The sequence below is a fragment of the Sphingomonas sp. SP4 genome (genome assembly GCF_058313375.1).
The window spans coordinates 494,652-512,246 of record NZ_JBZFLE010000002.1 but is presented as its reverse complement, the minus strand read 5'-3'; the positions used below and the strand labels follow the sequence as shown (position 1 = coordinate 512,246).

At 63.9% G+C, this 17,595-nt stretch carries 19 protein-coding genes; 7 read left to right on the top strand and 12 right to left on the bottom strand.

Going from position 1 to position 17,595, the window contains the following annotated elements; all coding sequences use genetic code 11:
• The first annotated feature begins 36 nt into the window (after nt 1-36).
• Both AC4GYV_RS11850 and AC4GYV_RS11845 read left to right on the top strand, forming a co-directional pair.
• Complete coding sequence (locus AC4GYV_RS11850; RefSeq protein ID WP_491100910.1) at nt 37-1,146, top strand: S41 family peptidase; 1,110 nt, start codon at nt 37-39, stop codon at nt 1,144-1,146.
• A gap of 85 nt (nt 1,147-1,231) precedes the next feature.
• Nucleotides 1,232-1,498 carry a hypothetical protein gene (locus AC4GYV_RS11845; protein ID WP_491100909.1) on the top strand — a complete coding sequence of 89 codons (267 nt, stop codon included), beginning with the start codon at nt 1,232-1,234 and terminating at the stop codon, nt 1,496-1,498.
• On the opposite strand, the gene AC4GYV_RS11840 is transcribed toward AC4GYV_RS11845, so the two are convergent.
• On the bottom strand, nt 1,495-3,081 hold the full coding sequence (locus tag AC4GYV_RS11840) for a lysine--tRNA ligase (protein ID WP_491100908.1): 1,587 nt from the start codon (nt 3,079-3,081) through the stop codon (nt 1,495-1,497). The two genes, AC4GYV_RS11845 and AC4GYV_RS11840, sit on opposite strands and share 4 nt — an antisense overlap.
• 47 nt (nt 3,082-3,128) lie before the next feature.
• Between AC4GYV_RS11840 and AC4GYV_RS11835 the strand changes: the two genes are divergently transcribed.
• Genes AC4GYV_RS11835 through AC4GYV_RS11825 form a run of 3 tightly spaced genes read left to right on the top strand, consistent with a single transcriptional unit; the run spans nt 3,129 to nt 7,382 of the window.
• Nucleotides 3,129-4,136: a cupin-like domain-containing protein gene (locus AC4GYV_RS11835; RefSeq protein ID WP_491100907.1), complete on the top strand. Its 1,008-nt coding sequence runs from the start codon at nt 3,129-3,131 to the stop codon at nt 4,134-4,136.
• A 43-nt stretch (nt 4,137-4,179) separates the two neighbouring features.
• Nucleotides 4,180-6,873 carry an ATP-dependent DNA helicase gene (locus AC4GYV_RS11830; RefSeq protein ID WP_491100906.1) on the top strand — a complete coding sequence of 898 codons (2,694 nt, stop codon included), beginning with the start codon at nt 4,180-4,182 and terminating at the stop codon, nt 6,871-6,873.
• The gene (locus tag AC4GYV_RS11825; RefSeq protein ID WP_491100905.1) at nt 6,870-7,382 is read left to right on the top strand and encodes a SixA phosphatase family protein; all 513 of its coding nucleotides are present in this window, start codon (nt 6,870-6,872) and stop codon (nt 7,380-7,382) included. Before AC4GYV_RS11830 ends, AC4GYV_RS11825 begins: the two co-directional genes overlap by 4 nt.
• Here the strand turns inward: AC4GYV_RS11825 and AC4GYV_RS11820 are convergent.
• The 8 genes from AC4GYV_RS11820 to AC4GYV_RS11785 all read right to left on the bottom strand — a co-directional run bounded on the left by AC4GYV_RS11820 (nt 7,379) and on the right by AC4GYV_RS11785 (nt 14,271).
• Nucleotides 7,379-7,789 (bottom strand): MerR family transcriptional regulator, encoded by a 411-nt coding sequence (locus AC4GYV_RS11820; RefSeq protein ID WP_491100904.1) that lies wholly within the window; start codon nt 7,787-7,789, stop codon nt 7,379-7,381. The two genes, AC4GYV_RS11825 and AC4GYV_RS11820, sit on opposite strands and share 4 nt — an antisense overlap.
• Nucleotides 7,790-7,798: 9 nt before the next feature.
• On the bottom strand, nt 7,799-8,128 hold the full coding sequence (locus AC4GYV_RS11815) for an integration host factor subunit alpha (protein WP_491100903.1): 330 nt from the start codon (nt 8,126-8,128) through the stop codon (nt 7,799-7,801).
• 105 nt (nt 8,129-8,233) lie between these two features.
• Nucleotides 8,234-9,193, bottom strand: coding sequence for a beta-ketoacyl-ACP synthase III (locus AC4GYV_RS11810; RefSeq protein WP_491100902.1), 960 nt, complete (start codon nt 9,191-9,193; stop codon nt 8,234-8,236).
• A complete protein-coding gene (gene plsX, locus AC4GYV_RS11805; RefSeq protein WP_491100901.1) occupies nt 9,190-10,239 on the bottom strand; it encodes a phosphate acyltransferase PlsX in 1,050 nt (349 codons plus the stop codon). The genes AC4GYV_RS11810 and plsX overlap by 4 nt, the downstream gene beginning before the upstream one ends.
• 15 nt (nt 10,240-10,254) lie before the next feature.
• Nucleotides 10,255-10,434, bottom strand: a complete 180-nt coding sequence (rpmF, locus tag AC4GYV_RS11800) for a 50S ribosomal protein L32 (RefSeq protein ID WP_491100900.1) — start codon at nt 10,432-10,434, stop codon at nt 10,255-10,257.
• A gap of 167 nt (nt 10,435-10,601) precedes the next feature.
• Complete coding sequence (locus AC4GYV_RS11795) at nt 10,602-12,284, bottom strand: hypothetical protein (protein ID WP_491100899.1); 1,683 nt, start codon at nt 12,282-12,284, stop codon at nt 10,602-10,604.
• A gap of 50 nt (nt 12,285-12,334) precedes the next feature.
• Entirely contained in the window at nt 12,335-13,009 is a 675-nt protein-coding gene (locus tag AC4GYV_RS11790) for an MBL fold metallo-hydrolase (protein WP_491100898.1), read from the bottom strand.
• On the bottom strand, nt 13,006-14,271 hold the full coding sequence (locus tag AC4GYV_RS11785; RefSeq protein WP_491100897.1) for a dipeptidase: 1,266 nt from the start codon (nt 14,269-14,271) through the stop codon (nt 13,006-13,008). The genes AC4GYV_RS11790 and AC4GYV_RS11785 overlap by 4 nt, the downstream gene beginning before the upstream one ends.
• 95 nt (nt 14,272-14,366) lie before the next feature.
• On the opposite strand from AC4GYV_RS11785, the gene AC4GYV_RS11780 reads away from it, so the two are divergent.
• Nucleotides 14,367-14,600, top strand: coding sequence for an aminotransferase class IV (locus AC4GYV_RS11780; RefSeq protein WP_491100896.1), 234 nt, complete (start codon nt 14,367-14,369; stop codon nt 14,598-14,600).
• Here AC4GYV_RS11780 and pdeM read toward each other — a convergent pair.
• Together pdeM and rpoZ are read right to left on the bottom strand one after the other, a co-directional pair.
• Complete coding sequence (gene pdeM / locus AC4GYV_RS11775; protein WP_491100895.1) at nt 14,597-15,259, bottom strand: ligase-associated DNA damage response endonuclease PdeM; 663 nt, start codon at nt 15,257-15,259, stop codon at nt 14,597-14,599. The genes AC4GYV_RS11780 and pdeM overlap by 4 nt on opposite strands.
• 40 nt (nt 15,260-15,299) lie before the next feature.
• A complete protein-coding gene (rpoZ, locus tag AC4GYV_RS11770) occupies nt 15,300-15,641 on the bottom strand; it encodes a DNA-directed RNA polymerase subunit omega (RefSeq protein ID WP_491100894.1) in 342 nt (113 codons plus the stop codon).
• Nucleotides 15,642-15,754: 113 nt separating this feature from the next.
• On the opposite strand from rpoZ, the gene AC4GYV_RS11765 reads away from it, so the two are divergent.
• Nucleotides 15,755-16,921 (top strand): phospholipase D-like domain-containing protein, encoded by a 1,167-nt coding sequence (locus AC4GYV_RS11765; RefSeq protein WP_491100893.1) that lies wholly within the window; start codon nt 15,755-15,757, stop codon nt 16,919-16,921.
• A 2-nt stretch (nt 16,922-16,923) separates the two neighbouring features.
• Here AC4GYV_RS11765 and AC4GYV_RS11760 read toward each other — a convergent pair whose 3' ends face one another.
• On the bottom strand, nt 16,924-17,565 hold the full coding sequence (locus tag AC4GYV_RS11760) for a class I SAM-dependent methyltransferase (RefSeq protein WP_491100892.1): 642 nt from the start codon (nt 17,563-17,565) through the stop codon (nt 16,924-16,926).
• Between the last annotated feature and the right edge of the window lie 30 nt (nt 17,566-17,595).

The window sequence follows — 17,595 nt, the reverse complement described above, 5'->3', positions numbered from 1 at the left end:
TTGCTCAACTCATACAGTTGGAGCATCATTGTGCGTATGCAGATCGTAACGCTTGTCGCCGCTGCCCTTCCGGTCGCCGCCTTTGCGCAGGCCGTAGCTCCCGCAGCGCCAGTTGCTGCCACGGCCAAAGCGGATAACAAGTCGGTTCCGCTCGATGCCGGTGAAGGCAAAGCGGTCGCGCTGAAGCTTGCCAACGACTTGGAAAAGACGTTCGTGCTTCCCGACCAGGCGAAGGCCTATGCGGCGATGCTCCGCAAGAATGCGGCCGCAGGCCGGTATGACACGGGTACAAGAGGTGCGTTGGCCGATCGCCTGACGGATGACCTGATGGCGGTGCACAAGGATGGGCATTTGCACGTCGGCGTATCCGAGCCTGAACAAGGCGGCGGGGCCGGCGGACCGCCCAGCGACTTTCCGCCCTTGATCCAGTCGGCAAAATGGATCGCTCCCGGGATCGCCTACATCCGGCCGTCGGCCTTCTTCTCCACCGACGAGGAGATCCAGGCCTTCCGCACCTTTATGAGCGAGCACAAGACGGCGAAGACGATCATCTTCGACATGCGCAACCATCACGGCGGGCGGCTCGGCGAGATGGATGTCATCTTCCCCTACCTGTTCGCGACCAAGACACCTTTGGTGCGAATGCAGATGGCGCGGTCGGTCTTCGACGAGCACGGATCGCCGTTCGGAGACGCCCCGACGCTGGAGTTCGCGAAGGATCCGCAGAAGATCACGGCGACGCACTACGCATTGCCGGGCGAAGCAACGCCGCTCCGCAAGGCGAAAGTCTATCTGCTGATCTCCAACAAGACGGCATCGGCCGGCGAGCACTTCACGCTGGCGATGAAGTCCACCGGGCGTGCGACCCTGATCGGAGAGGCGACCGCAGGCGCGAACCACTTCGGAGGCGGAGCGCCGCTGAACGATCATTTCATGGTCTGGATGCCCGTCGGCCGGACCTTCGACATCAAGACCGGCAAGGACTGGGAAGGCGACGGCGTTGCTCCCGACATTCCCGTGGATCCGAAACAGGCTTTGGTAGTCGCGCTCGAGAAAGCCGGGCTCAGCAAGGAAGAGGCCGTGAAGCTAGATGGCACCGAGGTGCCGGCAGAGCCGGTCCACGCAGACAAGCTGCGAGCGAGATAGGTGTGCCAAATTTTGGCAGGGACGGTGCGTAGATTGCCTGTAATTTGAAACGTTCCGGTGCTACAATGGCACTAAGGAGGCGATGATGCGAAGGCGTAGTCTGCTAGTCATTGCGACGCTTGCTTGGGTGGCGCCCTTATCCGCGCACGGCCCGGTTGCAACGCAACATGCCAAGGGCGAATGCCCGAAGGCTAAGGCGAAAGCGGCGGCAGCGACGACGACGGCAAAGGCCGACGCGAATCGCAAGGCTGGCGGCCCATCGGGCTCCCGCGCCGGTACTGCTCCGGCAGACGTACCCGGTGAAGGATCGGTCTTCGCGATCGGCCGCGGTTCGTCCTTCCTGATGCCCTAGGCTGCGACGCTTTCCAGCGATTCGGCGATCAATCGGCGGCTGTTGTCGATTCCGTACAGTGCGATGAAGCTGCCCATGCGCGGACCCTGCGAGGATCCGAGCAGGGTTTCGTAGAGGGCTTGGAACCAGGTGCGGAGCGATTCGAACGGGTGGCGCTTGCCTACTTCAAAGACGGCATGCTGGATAACTTCGCTGTCGGCATCGGCCGAAAGCTTCTCCAGTTCTGAGTCGAGATCGCGCAGGGCTTCGGCCTCCACCTCAGTCGGCGCTCGGCGCTTCAGGCTCGGCACCACGAAATCCCGAGCGTAGTTCACGGCGAGGCCGATCAGCTCGTCGAGTTCTGGATTGGATTCAGGCGAGGTGCCCGGCGCATAACGCTGCACGAACTTCCATGCCGTGTCCTTGTCGGCCACGCCCGGCAGGCTGACGAGATTGAGCAGCAGCCCGTAGGTCAGCGGCAACGTGTCCGTCGACACCTTGCCCGCATGAATGTGATGCACCGGGTTGCCGAGCTTCTGCTCGACCGGCTGCGCCGGATAATTGCCACGGAACTGCAGATATTCGTCGACCGCGCGCGGGATGACGCCGATGTGCAGGCTCTTCGCCTTCCGCGGCTCGCGATAGATGTAGAAGGCGAGGCTCGGCTCGCTGCCATAGCGCAGCCACTCCTCGAGGCTGAGCCCGTTCCCCTTGGACTTGGAGATCTTCTCGCCCTTTTCGTCGAGGAACATCTCATAGTTGAAGCCCTCGGGTGGGCGGCCGCCGAGGATGCGCGCGATCTTGCCGGACTGCGTGACGCTGTCGATCAGATCCTTGCCGGCCATTTCATAGTCAACGCCGAGCGCTACCCAGCGGGCCGCCCAGTCCACTTTCCACTGCAGCTTCGCCGCGCCGCCTAGCGCTGACTGTTGAATCCGGCTGCCGTCCTCATCGTCGAACGCAATGAGGCCAGCCTCAGCATCAACGACTGTAACCGGCACTTGCAGGACGCGCCCGGTCGTTGGCGAAATCGGCAGGATGGGAGAATAGGTCTTGCGGCGGTCCTCGCGGAGTGTCGGAAGCATTACCCCCATTATCTCGTCGAATCCGCGCAGCACCTTGCGCAGCACGTCGTCGAACTGCCCGCTGGTGTAGCAGTCCGTCGCGGACATAAACTCATAGTCGAAGCCGAAGCGGTCGAGGAAAGTCCTTAGCATCGCATTGTTATGCGCCGCGAAGCTTTCGTGCGTGCCAAATGGGTCGGGGATCTTGGTGAGGGGCTTGCCGATGTGCTCGGCAAGCATCTCCTGGTTGGGCACATTGTCAGGGACCTTGCGCAGCCCATCCATATCATCGCTGAACGCGATCAGCCGGGTCGGATTGCTCGTCAGCTCTTCATAGGCCTGGCGCACGAAGGTGGTGCGCGCCACCTCGTTCCACGTGCCGATGTGCGGCAGGCCCGACGGACCGTAACCGGTCTCGAAGATCACCGGCTCGCCAGCAGGTTTGCCTTCCGGCCAGCGCTTCAGAAGCTTGCGCGCTTCCTCATAGGGCCAAGCCTTGGACTGCAGTGCGGCTGCGCGAATATCGGGCACGTCATTCATCGGCGCGCTCCTAGCGGAGGGGCGGCGGCACTGCTAGCCGAGAGGGGATGCGGCCGATATCCGAATATGAGCCGATGGACCGGCCGACCTTCGAGCGCGAGACCGTGGCGAAAGGTAAGCCGGCGGTCATCCGGGGTCTCGTCGCGGACTGGCCGCTGGTGCGGGCGGCGAAGGAAGGCGATGAGGCGATTGCCGAGGCGCTGAGCGGCGCGGCGTCGGATGAGCCGTTCGAGGCTTGGTTCGGCGACCCCAAGATCGAGGGCCGCTTCGGCTACAACGCTGACTTTTCCGGCTTCAACCATGACCGCAAGCTGGCGACCGTCGATCAGCTGCTCGACTTGCTGCTCCGCCAGAAGGGGCATGAGTGGCCATATTCGATGTACGCGGGAGGCATTCCGGTGCGGCGGCATCTGCCCGCATTGCTCGAGACCATCCCAGTGCCGATGCTCGACATGAGCAAGGCAACGCTCATCTCGCTGTGGCTGGGCAATCGGACGCGGACAGCGGCGCACTGGGACTTGCCGCAGAATCTCGCCTGCGTAGTCGGGGGGAGGCGGCGCTTCACGCTCTTCCCCACGGATCAGATCGCCAACCTTTATGTTGGGCCGCTCGACTTCACCCTTGCGGGGCAGCCGATCAGCCTGGTCGACGTCGATGCTCCGGACCTGCGGCAGCATCCTCGCTTCGCGCACGCGATGGAGGCGGGGCTTACGGCGGAGCTCGGACCTGGCGACGCTCTCTACATCCCGAGCCTGTGGTGGCACGCGGTGGCCTCGCTCGACGAGCTTGGGGCGATGATCAATTTCTGGTGGCGTGACGCCGAGCCGCCGCTGCTGACGCCGCTCAACGCGCTCTATCATTCGGCGATCACGATGAAGAACCTGCCGCCGAATGAGCTGGCGGCATGGCGCGTGCTGTTCGACCATTACATCTTCGGCGAGAATGGCGATCCGGTGGAGCACCTCCCGGAACAGGCGCGCGGCATTTTCGGCAGGCGCACTCCGGAGCTGGTGGAGCGTGTGAAAAAGCTGCTGATCCACGTGCTTAGCCGCTAATTCGCTGTTCCACTTCCGTTCTGGTTCGGCTTAAGGTCGATCGATGCTCCCGCTGCCAGCCCTCCACGCGACTCATGCCGGAATCTGGCTGGCCAGTGGCGATGGCGAAGTGCGGGAGGCGAGCCGCGGCGAAGCGATCGCCCGTGCAGCAGAGACGCCGCACATCATCCTCAACGCGCCCCTGGTCGGGCAAAGGCTGGGCTACCCCGAGCTGAGCGGCCTCGACCTGCTTGAGCTCTATGCCTTTATCTATCCGGCGCAATTCGCGGTGCCGACGGCGGCGGGGTTGAGCCGAGCGCTTGGTCTGGAGCCCCCAGCCAACGAATCCGACGCCGCCGGAGCGCTAAAGCAAATTGCCGAACGGCTTCTGGGCACGCTGGCCGAACCGGCCTGGCAAGAGCGGGAAGGCGCCTGGACGTCGAACGCCACGCTGCATCGTCTGGGATGGGGTTGGGCGCCGCTGATCGGTGCGCGGCTGGAGCGCCCCGAGCGCGGCGAACGCATGCTCTTTTCACGGCTCAAGCAATGGGAAGAAGGCGGCGATCGCGCGCCGCCGCGCGCCGTCAGCGTGAATGCCGGGGACGCACGGCAGAAGCTCGACCGGCTGACCGGACGTGCCGAGGCGCGTGAGGGTCAGCGCGCGATGACGGAAGCAGTCGCGTCCGTGTTCGCTCCCAAGCGCGCGAAGGACACGCCGAACCTGCTGCTGGCTGAGGCCGGCACCGGAATCGGCAAGACGCTGGCTTATCTCGCCCCGGCATCGCTGTGGGCGGAGCAGTCGGGCGGAACGGTTTGGGTTTCGACCTTCACCAAGGCCCTGCAGCGCCAGCTGGATGCCGAAGGGCGGAAGCTGTTCGCAGATGCCGAGGAACGGGCGCGGCGGATCGTCGTGCGCAAAGGTCGCGAGAATTACCTCTGCCTGCTCAACTTGGAGGACGCGCTTCAGGGCGCCTTCTCGGGCCGTGCAGCAGTGCTGGCCCAACTCGTCGGCCGCTGGGCTGCGTACAGCAAGGATGGCGACATGGTCGGCGGCGACCTGCCGGGCTGGTTGCCGAGCCTGTTCCGCCGTGCCGGCGCTACCGCGCTGACCGACCGCCGCGGCGAATGCGTCTACGCGGGCTGCCCACACTACCGCCGCTGCTTCATCGAGCGGGCCGAGCGGGCAAGCCGAGAGGCAGACCTCGTCATAGCCAATCATGCGTTGGTGATGGTCAATGCGGCGCGCGCTCGCGAGGACGCGCCGGGACGCATCCTGTTCGATGAGGGTCATCATCTATTCGATGCCTCCGATTCGACCTTCGCTGTGGCGTTCGGGGGGCAGGAAGCGATCGAGCTTCGGCGGTGGATCGTCGGGCCGGAAGGGCGCTCGCGCGGGCGCCGCCGAGGCTTGGCGGCACGGCTGATGGATGTCGCGTCCTATGACGAGGAAGGGGCGCTGGCGTTGGATGCGGCGGTGGAGGCGGCGAAGGCGCTGCCGTCCGACGGCTGGCTTCAGCGATTGGTCGAGGGCTCGCCCTTTGGGCCCATCGAGGCGCTGCTCGCCGAGGTGCGCGGCACCGTATACGCACGGGCTAAGGCGCAGGAGGCTGGCTACGGCTTGGAGACGGAACTGGCCGAGCCGGACGGTGCGCTGGTTTCCGGCGCGGCGGTTGCCACCGAGATTCTCGAGCAGCTTCAGAAGCCGCTCGCTGCCTTGTCGCGGCGGCTGGAAGCGGTGCTCGAGGATGCGCCTGATTGGCTCGATTCGCAGGCGCGTGCCCGCGTCGACGGCGCGATCAACGGCCTGTCCTGGCGCCGCGAACTTCTGTCAGCGTGGATTGCATTGCTCGCGCGGATTGGCGGGGAAGCCGATCCCGAGTTCGTCGACTGGCTCGCCGTCGACCGCATCGATGGGCGCGAGTTCGATGTTGCGATCCACCGCCGCTGGCTCGACCCGACCAAACCGCTCGCTAGGGCCGTGCTGGCGCCTGCGGATGGGGTGCTCGTGACCTCTGCCACGCTGCGCGGTGGAGAGGGCTGGCCTGCCGCGGAGGCCCGGACCGGAGCGCTGCATCTTCCCGGAGCGGCCAGCCATTTCGAAGCGGAGAGTCCATTCGACTACGCTGGCTGTTCGGAAGTGCTGATCGTCACCGACGTGAAGCCAGGGGATACGGCCTCGCTGGCCGGCGCCTACGCGCGGTTGATCGAGGCTGCGGGTGGCGGGACGCTCGGGCTGTTCACGGCGATCCAGCGGTTGAAGGCCGTGCATGCGCGAATTGCAGACCGCCTCGCGCGGGCGGGCCTGCCGCTGCTGGCCCAACATGTCGATCCAATAGACGCGGGTACGTTGGTCGATATCTTCCGCGACGATCCTCGTGCGTCGCTGTTGGGCACCGACGCGCTGCGGGACGGCGTCGATGTGCCGGGCGAATCATTGCGGCTGGTCGTGATGGAACGCGTGCCCTGGCCGCGCCCCACCGTGCTTCATGCCGCGCGCCGGATGGCGGGGGGCGGCAGCGCCTATGACGATCGCGTCGTGCGGGCGCGTCTGGCGCAGGCATTTGGGCGGCTGATCCGGCGGCAGGGCGATACTGGCGTTTTCGTGATATTGTCGGCCGCGATGCCCTCGCGCCTGCTTTCCGCATTCCCGCCTGGCGTTGCGATCAACCGGGTTCCGCTGGACGTGGCGATCGCGCGTGTGGAGCAACGGCTTGCAGCGGGGGCGCCTGCACCGGTCAACACTGAGCTGGTCACGTGAAGCGCCTCACGGTCCTGCGGCATGCCAAGTCGAGCTGGGATCAGCCGAACCTCGACGACTTCGATCGGCCGCTCAACGAGCGCGGCTGGAAGGCGGCTCGGCGGATCGGCCGCGAGCTGAAGCAACGGAAGACGAAGTTCGATTTCGCGCTCGCCAGTCCGGCTGCACGCGTGCGCGAGACGCTGGACGGCGTTGAGGAGGAATATGGCAATTTCGACTTCCCGGTGAAGTTCGAACCCGAGATTTATCTGGCGGACACCGCAACGCTGCTCGGGCTTGTCGAGGGGCTGCCGGAAGACTCCGACAGTGCTTTGCTAGTGGGTCACAATCCCGGCCTGGAACGATTGGTTGTCGAACTCACGGGAAAGGGCAAATTGCACGATCGCGTTGAGGAGAAATTTCCGACCGCCGCGCTCGCCCTTATCGAGTTGCCGGCCGACCGATGGAGCGATGTGACGGCTGGAAGCGGCAAGCTCGTCGAGCTCATCCTTCCGAGGGATCTGGATTAATCCTTCAGCGCGTCCGCAAGTCGATCGCGGAGTGCAATCAGCCGGAAGACATCGACGCCCACAGCCTCATCCTCCTCGACAGTTGCATTGTTGAATACCGCCTGGGGTTCAGGCCGAGCGACAACGGGCGCCGGCGCAATCGCGGGGTCACCGTGACCCCCGCGTTCGCGCAGCAGCTTCTGCACGCCGCGGACCGTGTAACCCTCTTCGTTGAGCAGACGGTTGATCCGCCGCACCAGGTCGACATCGCCCGGGCGATAGTAGCGCCGGTTGCCGGCGCGCTGCATCGGCTTCAGCTGCGGGAACTTGGTTTCCCAATAACGCAGGATGTGCTGGGCAACGCCCAGCTCCGCTGACAATTCGCCAATGGTCTTGAGGGCGTCCGGCGCTTTTTCGGCGGTCGCCACTCGCGCTCCTTACCCGACGATCCTGTCGCGCATGATCTGGCTGGCGCGGAAAGTCATGACGCGGCGTGGCGCGATCGGAACTTCGACGCCCGTCTTGGGATTGCGGCCAACGCGCTCGCCCTTGTCGCGCAGGATGAAGGTGCCGAAGCCGGAAATCTTCACGTTCACGCCCTCAGACAGCGAGTGGCACATGTGATGAAGAACGCGCTCGACGACGCCTGCCGATTCCGCGCGCGAAAGCCCCAGTTTGCGGTGGACGACATCGGCCAGATCGGCGCGCGTCAGAGTGCCGTTCGCTTCAGCTTCGTTGTTCAGCCGCGCAATTCCCAGATCGGCCATCATATTCTCCCGTCTCGTGCGACGAGGCCCCCCATCGTCGATTCACTATCGTAACAAAATCCGCCTTTGTCGACAATTCGACTCTCGCCGGATTGCCTAAGTTTTTCAATACCTGAGCGCCGCCGCACCCCATGTAAAGCCACCGCCCATCGCTTCAAGCACGACAATGTCCCCCTTTTGGATTCTTCCGTCCTTCACTGCCTTGTCGAAGGCAAGCGGGACGGATGCGGCGGAGGTATTTGCATGCTCATCAACAGTAACGATCACCTTCTCCGGTGGAAGTCCCAATTTCTTGGCCGTGGCGTCGAGGATGCGGGCGTTCGCCTGGTGCGGAACGACCCAATCGACATCCTCTGACGTGAGACCTGACGCCGCCAGCACCTCATTGAGGACGTCGGCGAGATTCACGACCGCATGACGGAAGACTTCACGGCCCTTCATGCGAAGCTTGCCGACGGTGCCGGTGGTGGACGGACCGCCATCGACGAACAGTAGGTCGTTGTGGCGCCCATCGGCATGGAGCTTTGTGGCGAGAATGCCCCCGTCGGTCTCTTCGGCGCTGAGCACGAGGGCGCCCGCGCCGTCGCCGAACAGGACGCAGGTCGTGCGATCTTCCCAGTCGAGCAAACGGCTGAACGTTTCCGCGCCGATCACCAGCGCCTTCTTGGCGTTTCCGGAACGCAGCATCGAGTCCGCGACGGACAGCGCGTAGAGGAAGCCGGTGCACACGGCGTGCACGTCGAAGGCAATGCAGTCGTTGATACCGAGCGCAGCCTGCACCTTGGTCGCAGAGGACGGAAAGGTCTGGTCTGGCGTTGCCGTTGCAAGGACGATTAGCTCGACATCAGCGGCATCGACACCGGCGTGCTCAAGGGCGCGACGCGCCGCGTCGGTGGCGAGGCTCGCTGTGGTTTCACCCTCGCTCGCGACATAGCGGCTGCGGATGCCGGTGCGTTCGACGATCCACTGGTCGGACGTGTCGACCCGCTCTGCCAGCTCGTCATTGGTGACTTTACGTTTCGGAAGCGCACTGCCGACACCCAACACAACGGAACGAAGATTCACTGAGCAGCCTCATTGGCGAATGCGTGGGCACGGAAATTGTCGAGATCGTCGCCGATCTTCCGGATGATGTCGTTGCGTACCATGCCGCAAGCGACGCCGATGGCATTGGCGACGCCCTTGGGATTGGCGCCGCCATGGCTCTTCACGACCAAACCGTTGAGGCCAAGGAAGACGGCACCGTTATGGTTGTTCGGGTCGAGATGGACCTTGAGCAGGTTGAGGGCGGGCTGGGAGAGCGCGAAGCCGGCCTTCGACCGAAGGGAGCTCTTAAAGGCGCGGCGAAGGAGGTCGGTGACGAAGCGGGCGGTGCCCTCAGCTGTCTTCAGCGCGATATTGCCCGAGAAGCCGTCGGTCACCACGACATCGACATTGCCCCGCGACAGCTGGTCGCCCTCGGTGAAGCCATCGAACTTGAAGGGCAGATAGTCGGCCTCGCGAAGCAGGCCGGCGGCCTCTTTCAGCTCGTCCGTGCCCTTCAACTCTTCGGTACCGATGTTGAGCAGCTTCACCCGCGGCTTCGGGATCGAGAGCACGGTGCGGGCATAGGCCGAGCCCATCACTGCGAACTGGACCAGGTTCTGTGCGTCGCACTCGGTGTTCGCGCCAAGATCCAGCATCACCAGATCCTGCTCGCCGAGCGAAGGCAGCAGCGCCGCGAGTGCAGGCCGGTCGATGCCGGGCATGGTGCGCAGCGCGAGCTTCGACATCGCCATCAGAGCGCCGGTGTTTCCGCCGGAGACGGCCGCGTCCGCCTTGCCCTCTTTGACGGCGTTGATCGCCATGCCCATCGACGTGGTGCGGGCGCGGCGGATCGCCTGGCTCGGCTTCTCGCTTGCATCGATCGCCTCGGGCGAGTGGATCAGCGTGACTGCCTTGGCGAGATTCGGGTGGTTATCGACATGCGCGCGAACCTGCTTCTCGTCACCATAGATGACGAAGTGCAGTGAGTGGTCGCGCTTGAGCGCCTTCGACGCACCGGCAATCATCGCCGTTGCGCCGCTGTCGCCGCCCATTGCGTCGATTGCGATTGTTGGCCCTGAATTCATCGGGCCTGTCCGGGCTTAGGCCTCGGTCGGAACGATTTCGCGGCCGTTATAGTGGCCGCAAGCCGAGCACAGGTTGTGCGGCAGCTTCAGTTCGCCGCAGTTCGGGCACTCCTGGAACGTGGTGGCCTTCAGCGCGTGATGGCTGCGGCGCATGTTCCGCTTGGACGGCGATGTTTTTCTCTTCGGGACAGCCATGCGGCACCTTTGAAAACAATAGGATCAATAAAAATTGCGACGATCTCCCACCTGATCTCGGCGGGCAGAAACCCGCGGCGGCGGTTGGATCGTCGCGAACCGCGGCTCCTATAGCGAAATGGCAGAGGAGCGCAAGGCATGTGGACCGACTGGCCCTCTCGACCTCCTCAGAAGGCCGTTGACGTAAGGCGCACGTCGGCCTTCTGCCAGGCGCGCTCATAGTCCTTGGTCGCGGTGGCGGCCTCCTGGTCTTTCTTCTGGGCAGCGAGCGCCTGGCTCAAACCGAAATAGGACCAGCCGTTGTTGGGATGGAGCTTCAGGTCCTCCCGATAAACCGCTTCCGCTTCGCTGGGCTTTCCTGCCGCGAGCAGTTCGGCTCCCAGCAAATGTCGCGTCGGGAAGATCATGTCCGCCGGTTCGTTGTAAGCAAGCTTGTCCTCGGTAGCGACCGCTTGCGTCAGAAGCTGGATGGCTTCGTCGCGATTGCCCTCGGCCGCCGCGACACGCGCCTGCGCTTTCAGCTGACCGATTTCGTATAGCGGCTTGGCGGCATTGTTTCCCTGCGTCGCTTCCGCGGGCACCGCCGCGATCAATGTCGCCGCCTTGGCCAGCTCCGCCTTGGCCGCGTCCACCTTTCCCGTCGCGGCGAGCGCAGTGGCGCGCGACTGGAGATAGCTGATCGTGGCGCCCGTGAGCTTGGGGTTCGGCGCCGGTTCCTTCAGCATGTCGTCCCACATGCCGAACTTGGTGTAGCCGTCGTAGATGAAGCTCGCGGTCCAGTCCAAGCCGGGCATACCGAACAGCAACTCGTCAGGAATGTGTTGCCGCGCATCGCGAAGGGCGGTGATCGTCTCTGACCGTCGCCCCTCCATTCCCGCAGCGCTGCCGAGGAACTGGAAATTGTGGATCATGTACATCGGATAATAATCGGGCGGCGCCGTCTCTTTGAGATAAGCGAGGTCAGCGGCCGCGCCCTTGCGATTGGCTTCGGCTGACTCTTCGTAGCGGCCGACGCGCTGCATGATGTGCGCTGGCATATGTTCGAGATGGCCGGCGGCGGGCATCATGCCGACCAGCACTTCGGCGGAAGGAATCGCCTGGCCGGGATTTGGCGAGGCTTCGACCGCATGGATGTAATAGTGATTGGCGCCCGGGTGCTTGGGATCGCGCTTCAGGACATATTGAAGCGCATCGAGGATCTGCTGCGTGCCCGGGTTCTGCGTCCCGTCGGCGTTCCACAGCTTCCACGGGTTCGTGTTCATTAGGCCTTCGGCGTACATCGTCTGCACGTCGAGATCGTTCGGATATTTGGCCGCGACGGCTTTCATCGCTTCGACATAGGCGAGGAGCAAAGGTTTGCTGTTCGTAGGATCCACCTGCTCCGTACCAGCGTAGCGCTTTGCCGCGGCCTCGATCAGCGCACGTTCGACCGGTGTGGCCCGCCGCTCGTTCGCCCGCGCTTTCTGGAGCGCCTGCGACCCGACGCGCGCCCGCGCCGAGCTCATCATCGGCATGTTGTAATTGGGCCCGAGCGTCAGTGCGACGCCCCAATAGCAGCTCGCGCATTTGGGATCGATCATCGCCGCCTTCGCAAAGGACCGCGTCGCCTCGTCATGGTTGAACGCCCAGATGAAGCGCATGCCCTGATCGAAATATTGCTGCGCGACAGGCGAGCGCGTCGTGATCTTCCGATGGAAGGTGCCAAGCCCGTCGAACAGCTGGGCGCCCTTAGCCCAGCCAGCGAGCGTTTCCGGCGTAGCTGGAGCATGGGCATCATGCGTCTGAGCCAGAGCGGACTGTGCTGAAAGAGATGCTGCGGCGAACAGATACGCGAGGACGATTCTGCGCATATCACACCCCCGTGCGAAAGCCGCGCAGACTACTCTCATCGCCGCGCGGCTCAAGTGACAGATGATTGGGCTCTGAGAGCAGCGTCCCCGACGAATGGATTGGTTTGGCGCTCATGGCCAAAGGTAGACATCGGACCATGCCCGGGCACGAACGCGGTGTCGTCGCCCATCGGCCACAGTCGCTCGGTGATCGATCGGATCAGTTGCTGCTGATCGCCCCGTTCGAAGTCCCAGCGGCCGACTGAGCCGCGGAATAGCACGTCGCCGACCAGCGCCAGCTTCGATTCCGCATTGTGGAAGACGATGTGGCCGGGCGTGTGTCCCGGGCAATGACGAACGCCGAAGATGAGATTGCCGACGGTCACCCGGTCGCCATCATTGAGCCAGCGCGTCGGCTCGAACGGATTGCCGTTGATGCCGTATTTCGCGCCGTCTTCGGCGAGGCGTTCGATCCAGAAGCGATCCTCTTCGTGAGGCCCTTCGATGGGAACGCCGAGCTCTTCCGCTAGGACGCCTGCGTTTCCGCAATGGTCGATATGGCCGTGCGTGAGCAGGATCTTCTCGATCGTGACGCCGGCTTGCTGGGCGGCCCCCTTCAGCCGCGGGAGGTCGCCGCCGGGATCGACGAAAGCGCCCCGCATCGTCGCGGTGCACCACAGCAGGGTACAATTCTGCTGAAGCGGCGTGACCGGGATGATCGCCGCTTTGAGGGGCTGATCGCTCATTGGTAGTCGGGCGTAAGCTGGTCGGCTGCGGGCGGCTCATTGCTCATCGATTTGGAGACCGCCTCGGCCTGCCGGAGCACGCGCAGGGTGTTGCCGCCTGCAAGCTTGGCAAGATCCGCATCGGACCAGCCGCGGCGGATGAGCTCAGCGAAGAGGTTGGGATAATCCTGCACGCCCGTGAGGCCGACCGGCGTGCTCGGGATTCCGTCGAGATCGCCGCCGAGGCCGACATGGTCATGGCCTGCGACCTTGACGACATGGTCGACGTGATCGGCGACTTGCGCGATCGTGGCCTTGGGTTCCGGATTCGCCTTGACCCACGAAGCGATCGCCGCCTCCAGCTCTGCAGTCGGATGGCCGGTGAGCATGCGCGCGACGCGCGCCTTTTTGGCGTCGCGCTCCGCCGACCATTTCCACACGGCTTCGTTCACATAATCGGGAGCGAAGTTGACCATTACGACGCCGCCATTCGCTGCCAGCCGCTGAAGCACTGCGTCACTTACGTTGCGCGGGTGTCCGTCAACCGCCTTGGCGCCTGAGTGAGAGAAGATGACCGGTGCCCTCGACACGTCGAGCGCCGACATCATCGTGCCTTCGCTGACGTGGCTGAGATCAACCAGCATGCCGATGCGGTTCATCTCGTGAACCACGCTCTTGCCATAGTCCGTGAGGCCGTTGTGCTGCGGAGCATCGGTGGCGGAATCGGCCCAGTCCGTCGTCTTGAAGTGGGTAAGCGTCATGTAGCGCGCGCCGAGGTCGTAATATTGGCGAAGTGCGGCGAAGCTGTGCGCCATCTGGTGCCCGCCTTCGACGCCGATCAGCGAGGCTACCTTGCCAGCCTTGTGGATGCGAACGACGTCGGCGGCTGTGTAGGCTTGCTCAAGATCGCGCGGATAAGCTGCGATGAACCGCTTCACGATGTCGATCTCTTCCAGCGTGTTGCGGATCGCGCGATCGCCCTGGACATCCGCGGGAATGAAGACCGACCAGAACTGGCCCCCCACTCGTCCCGCGCGCAGCCGGGCCATGTCGGTCATCAGCGGCTTCTTCCACGCGTCCGTGCCGCTCGTGAGGCCTTCGGTCTTGCCCTGATAATTTTCGCGCAACTGCTCGGCTAGGTCGTTGTGGCCGTCGATCAGCGGCGTCGCCTTGAGGATGCGGTCGATCCGGGCCTGCGTCTTCGCATCGATGGGTTGCGCCATGGCGCCAGATGGAATGAGCGCGGTTGCGGCGGCGAGCAAGAGCATGCGTCGGAGTGTCATGTTCCATGCTTAGGAACAGCCATTCGCGCGCGCAATCTGCGTGACAGCAGTGGGGGCTTGTCCTTTGGCGCTCAGCCGTTGATGAATGAGGGGTGATGGGGGATCTTCAAGAAACGATGCGGTTCGATCCCGATGAGGGCATCGCGAACCTGGATGAGCATCTCGACCGGCTGAAGGCGGCCGCGGATAACCAGGGCTTCAAGTTCGACCGCCACGCGGCGCGAAATGAACTGCAGGCCGCGACCTTCGGCAGGCGCGGTGTCGCGGTCGCGCGGCTGTTGTTGTCGCCGACCGGTGCGATGGCGATCGAGCTGAAGACCGAGAGCTAAGCCGCCAGCGGGAAACGCAGAAGTCGATCCGACACGGGCACGAGCGCCGCGGCGTTGGTGCCAATGCTGCGCAGGATTTCGGGATGGTGAGCGTCCAGACCGCCGGTCAGCGAACCGAAAGCCGGGAAGATCATCTTCGTCTGGGAGACCACGAAGCAGCGGCGTGAGACGTGGCGGCCCTTGAGGTTGAGCCTTAGCTTCGGGTGGAAGTGACCCGACATTTCCGGGCGCGGATCGTCGCGGACCGCTTCGTGGCGGAGCACGATGCCGGCAATCTCCACCTCATCCGCAAGGCGGCCGCCGCAATGGTCGGCGAACCCCGGGTCGTGGTTGCCGACGATCCACGTCCAGTCGAGGCGCGTGGTCAGCTCGGTCAGGAGCTCGCGCGCGTTAGGCGGCAGGCGGTCGCAGCCGAAGCGGTCGTGGAAGCTGTCGCCCAGGCAGAAGAGCCGCGTCGCGCCGGTCTCATCGACCGCTTTCGCGAGCGCCACCAGCGTAGCGTCCGAGTCATAGGGCGGCAGGAATTGCCCGAAGCGTGCGAACCAGCTGGCCTTTTCGAGGTGCAGGTCTGCGACCAGCAGCGCTTTCTGGGCAGGCCAGAAGAGCGCACCGTCAACCGTCGCGAAGAACGTTTCGCCTGCGAACGAAAGGGGAACCATGAGGCCGGTGTAACGCCGGCCCGATGGTCAATCTAGAGGCTTATTCGTAGTCGCCGCCCGACGGGGTCGGACGCGGCGGAGCAGCAGCCGTCAGGCGCAGCGCCTCGGCGGCTTCGCTCAGCGAGGACAGCTCTTCCGTCTCGTCCTCCTCGTCGACCCGAACCTTCTGCAGGTTGGTGACGATCGCCTCCTGAAGCTCCTTCGGCTTCACCGTCTCTTCAGCGATCTCGCGAAGCGCGACGACGGGGTTCTTGTCCCGGTCGCGATCGAGGGTGAGGTCGGCGCCGCCCGAAATCTGGCGCGCGCGCTGAGCCGAAATCAGGACGAGATCGAACCTGTTCGGAACCTTGTCTACGCAATCTTCTACCGTAACGCGCGCCATCAGTCGCTCCGCAAAGCCATTCCAAATGCCATTCTGGCAAAAGGAATATGGGATGTAAGGAAGGCGGCGCCAATAGCTTGCGGGCTTCCGAAAAGTCAAGGAAAGCTGCAGGCATGCCTGCCAAACCTGCTCCACGCCCAAATAGTCAGCCGATATCGGCCGAAATCGCGGGCAACCGGCTCGAACTGATCGAGTCCGGCGAGGAGCGCTTCAAGATGCTCCTGGAGCTGATTGCGGGGGCGCAGGTCAGCGTCAAAATGCTGATGTACATGTTCAATCCCGACCGCGACGGTGATGCCGTGCGGAACGCGCTGACGGAAGCGGCGCGGCGCGGTGTCGACGTCAAGCTGCTCATCGACGGCTTCGGATCGGCGGCAACGCCGGATTTCTTCACTGATCTTGCGCGCGCCGGCGGAAGCCACTGCGTTTTCAACCCGAGCTGGGGACGGCGCTACCTCTTGCGCAACCACCAGAAGCTGATCGTGATCGACGGCCAGACGGTGCTGATCGGCGGCGCCAATATCGATGCCGAATATCTCGAGGACGACAGTCCCAGCCGGTGGCGCGATTTATGGCTGCGGTTGGATGGACCTGAAGCGGCGCTTCCGAACCGCTATTTCGACCGTCTTTTCCGCTGGTCGAAGCGGCCCAAGTCGAAGCTCCGTTCGCTGAAGCGAATGGTCGCTGAGGAAAATGAGTGGCGCGGTCCCTTGCAGTGGAAGTTCAGCGGCCCCCTAAGCATGCGCAACAGCTGGTGGCGGAGCATCGGCCGAGACATGAAGCGCGCAACCCGGCTCGACATGGTCTTCGCTTACTTCGCGCCGCCAGGCGCGATGATTCGGCGCATTGGTCGGGTCGGCCGGCGTGGTCAGGCGCGGATCATCAATGCGGCCAAGTCCGACAATAGCGCAACCGTCGCGGCCGCGCGGCACAGCTATAGCCGGCTCATTCGCCGCCACGTCGACATTTACGAATACGAGCGGGCGAAGCTGCACACCAAGCTCGCGATCGTGGATGACATCGTCCACATCGGGTCGTCGAACTTCGACTACCGCAGCTTCTACATCAACCTTGAGATCATGCTCCGCATCAAGGATGCGACGTTCGCCGACGCGATGCGCGGCTATTTCGAGCGCGAACTGGCCGACTGCAAGTGGATTACGGCCGAGGTGCATCGGCGCCGCGCGACGCTCTTGCAGCGGGTGAAGTGGGCGATCTCCCACTTCCTCGTGAACGTGATGGATTATGGCGTGACCCGGCGGCTGAACTTCCGCCTATAGGGTTACTTCTTGGGCTCGCCCTTATACGCCCAAAACAGTGTCGCGGGCGGCACGTTAATCCATTCGAACCCGCGCTTGATCGGTTCAAAATGCGGCGCGATGAAGTCGCGCACCTTCGGACTGAACTGGTAGACGAGGAATGCGCCGCCCGGTCGGATCACCTTTGACGTCGCATGCGCAATGGCGTCGCCAACACCCGGCGGAAGGGTCGAGAACGGCAGGCCGGAAAGCACATAGTCCGCGGAGCCAAGTCCGCGCTCGGCGAGGATCTTCTCGACGTCTGCCGCGGAGCCGGTCACCGGCACGAACCGCGGATCGTCGATCGATTCCTTGAGATAGCGCGTGAAATCGGGGTTGGTGTCGATGGTGACCAACTTCGCGTCTGGCGGGAGCAGGTCCAGCACAGGCCGCGTGAAGGTGCCGACGCCCGGCCCATATTCGACGAACAGCTTGGTGTTTTTCCAATCGACCGGGCCAAGCATCTTTTCGATCAGCACCCGGCTCGACGGAATGATCGAGCCGACCATCACCGGATTCTTGAGGAAACCGCGCAGGAACTGCCAGCGCGGGCTCGGCGAGCGGCGGTCACGACGGCGGGCGAGCCGCTTCGGTCCCTTCATCGTTCGCGCGGTGGAAGTTGGCATCGGTGCTCCGTCGGTCGGTGCTTGGGTAAG

Coding starts and splice junctions, on each gene's coding strand:
- AC4GYV_RS11845 (WP_491100909.1), top strand. CDS start 1,232: ATGCGAAGGCGTAGTCTGCTAGTCATTGCGACGCTTGCTTGGGTGGCG.
- pdeM (WP_491100895.1), bottom strand. CDS start 15,259: ATGGTTCCCCTTTCGTTCGCAGGCGAAACGTTCTTCGCGACGGTTGAC.
- AC4GYV_RS11815 (WP_491100903.1), bottom strand. CDS start 8,128: ATGGCCGATCTGGGAATTGCGCGGCTGAACAACGAAGCTGAAGCGAAC.
- plsX (WP_491100901.1), bottom strand. CDS start 10,239: ATGAATTCAGGGCCAACAATCGCAATCGACGCAATGGGCGGCGACAGC.
- rpoZ (WP_491100894.1), bottom strand. CDS start 15,641: ATGGCGCGCGTTACGGTAGAAGATTGCGTAGACAAGGTTCCGAACAGG.
- AC4GYV_RS11840 (WP_491100908.1), bottom strand. CDS start 3,081: ATGAATGACGTGCCCGATATTCGCGCAGCCGCACTGCAGTCCAAGGCT.
- AC4GYV_RS11795 (WP_491100899.1), bottom strand. CDS start 12,284: ATGCGCAGAATCGTCCTCGCGTATCTGTTCGCCGCAGCATCTCTTTCA.
- AC4GYV_RS11765 (WP_491100893.1), top strand. CDS start 15,755: ATGCCTGCCAAACCTGCTCCACGCCCAAATAGTCAGCCGATATCGGCC.
- AC4GYV_RS11785 (WP_491100897.1), bottom strand. CDS start 14,271: ATGACACTCCGACGCATGCTCTTGCTCGCCGCCGCAACCGCGCTCATT.
- AC4GYV_RS11830 (WP_491100906.1), top strand. CDS start 4,180: ATGCTCCCGCTGCCAGCCCTCCACGCGACTCATGCCGGAATCTGGCTG.
- AC4GYV_RS11850 (WP_491100910.1), top strand. CDS start 37: ATGCAGATCGTAACGCTTGTCGCCGCTGCCCTTCCGGTCGCCGCCTTT.
- rpmF (WP_491100900.1), bottom strand. CDS start 10,434: ATGGCTGTCCCGAAGAGAAAAACATCGCCGTCCAAGCGGAACATGCGC.
- AC4GYV_RS11835 (WP_491100907.1), top strand. CDS start 3,129: ATGCGGCCGATATCCGAATATGAGCCGATGGACCGGCCGACCTTCGAG.
- AC4GYV_RS11760 (WP_491100892.1), bottom strand. CDS start 17,565: ATGCCAACTTCCACCGCGCGAACGATGAAGGGACCGAAGCGGCTCGCC.
- AC4GYV_RS11790 (WP_491100898.1), bottom strand. CDS start 13,009: ATGAGCGATCAGCCCCTCAAAGCGGCGATCATCCCGGTCACGCCGCTT.
- AC4GYV_RS11780 (WP_491100896.1), top strand. CDS start 14,367: ATGGGGGATCTTCAAGAAACGATGCGGTTCGATCCCGATGAGGGCATC.